Origin of the sequence: Devosia psychrophila (assembly GCF_000971275.1) — a bacterium.
GTDB classification, from domain to species: Bacteria; Pseudomonadota; Alphaproteobacteria; order Rhizobiales; family Devosiaceae; genus Devosia; species Devosia psychrophila.
Genome location: NZ_LAPV01000190.1, coordinates 1 through 1,350, shown reverse-complemented (window position 1 = coordinate 1,350; position 1,350 = coordinate 1). Strand labels below are relative to the sequence as shown.

Annotated in this window: 1 pseudogene; it reads left to right on the top strand. The window is 61.9% G+C overall.

The window, feature by feature from the left end:
• Window positions 1-55: 55 nt before the first annotated feature.
• Window positions 56-1,350 (top strand): annotated as a pseudogene (locus tag WH91_RS19875) (ISL3 family transposase); the annotation flags it as partial.

Here is a 1,350-nt window from a genome sequence, read left to right as displayed (position 1 = left end):
CTCTCGATGATATTTGGTGGCGAGGTGGTGCTGTTTTCGAAGAGGAATCAGCAACATGGCGATGAATATGCGGACTTCGTCCTTGATTCCGGCTGGACTGGTCGTCGAGAGCATAACCGAGACAGAAGCTGAAATCGTAGTTCTGGCGCGGGCGGCGGAACCTGAGAGGCTTTGCCCGCTGTGCGGCATTCGCTCAAGACGCATTCACAGCCGCTATCTCCGAACCGTTTCCGACCTGCCTTGTGCTGGCCGTCGGGTTGAACTTCGCCTTATGGCCCGGCGTTTCGTTTGCGATGCGCCATTCTGCCGGCGGAAGATCTTTGGCGAGCGCTTTGGCGATGGCGTTGTGGCAGAGCGATCACGACGGTCGTCGCGGCTGGAGTGTATCGTCCATCATCTCGGGGTGGCACTTGGAGGACGGCCGGCGGCAAGCCTGGCCCGGCGGCTGATGGTGCCCGTCAGCAACGACACGCTGCTCAGGGTGGTGCGGCGCCGGGCCCGCCAGCCAACTGAGATTCTGAAGGTTGTCGGCATTGATGACTGGGCCTGACGCAGGAACCATCGGTACGGTTCCGTCGTCTGCGACCTGGAGCGGCGGCGGATCTTAGCACTGTTGCCCGATCGGGAAATCGCGACTGTGGCGGCCTGGCTCGCCGATCATCGCGAAATCGACATCGTCTCCCGTGATCGCGGTGGCGGATATGGCGCGGCGGCAGCAAGGGCGCTGCCCAAAGCAATCCAGGTTGCCGACCGCTGGCACTTGATGGAAAACGCCAGTGCTGCTTTTACCGATGCCGTGCGCAAGTCCATGCGGTCGATCCGGGCCGCAATTGGCGCCACTACGATCAACCCCGAACTACTGACCTCGGCCGAGAGGCTGCAATATGATGGTTATGTCCGGCGCGAGGAGACGAGCACGGCGATCCTCAAGCTTGCCGGCGAGAGTATTGCGATCAAGCAGATCGTCCGATTGACTGGCCACAGCCGGAAACTCGTGCGGCAGGTCATCCGCGGTCAACCCACCGATATATTCCGGGTCCGCCAGAGTTCGCTGGAACCCTGGCTGCCCTGGCTGGACGAGCAATGGCGTTCGGGCTGCTGCAACGGTTCCGAACTGTGGCGCCAACTGAGGGAGAAAGGCTTCCGGGGCTCCTTGCGCGTTGTGGGTGAGTGGACCACTCGTCGCCGGCGAGCCGAGACGGCCTCAGATCAGCAGTTGCACAGAGTGCCGTCCGCCAGAACCATCGCGCGGTTGATGACCACCGCTCGTGATCATCTGAGCAAGGCAGAAACCGTCACTATCGCCGCTATCGAGACCGGCGTGCCAATGCTTGCAGAGGCGCGTCGGAT